This is a genomic window from Romboutsia sp. 13368 (assembly GCF_018336475.1).
Classification (GTDB): domain Bacteria; phylum Bacillota; class Clostridia; order Peptostreptococcales; family Peptostreptococcaceae; genus Romboutsia.
Genome location: NZ_CP048741.1, coordinates 602,840 through 603,119 on the forward strand (window position 1 = coordinate 602,840; position 280 = coordinate 603,119).

A 280-nucleotide genomic window follows, 5' to 3' on the forward strand; every position below is an offset into this window, starting at 1 on the left:
GGTAGTGGTATAGGGTTATCATTAGTACATTCTTTAGTTAATATGCATAATGGAAGTATTAATGTAAGAAGTAAGTTAGGTGTTGGAAGTGAATTTAAGTTTACTATTCCAAAAAACTTAGTATGTAATTGTGACAATACTATTAAATATGATTGTACATTAAGTGAAAATAAAATAGAAAGATGTAATATAGAATTTTCTGATATATATGAATAGATATAAAAATTGGTTGCTAAACTTATATAAGTTAGTAGCCAATTTTTATTTTAGGCTATGTTAA

1 protein-coding gene is annotated in these 280 nt (G+C 23.9%); it reads left to right on the top strand.

The features are described from left to right. Positions 1 to 216, top strand: a 216-nt coding sequence (locus G3997_RS02510; RefSeq protein ID WP_296647577.1) for an ATP-binding protein, incomplete at its 5' end; no start/stop codon positions are given. Positions 217 to 280 lie beyond the last annotated feature (64 nt).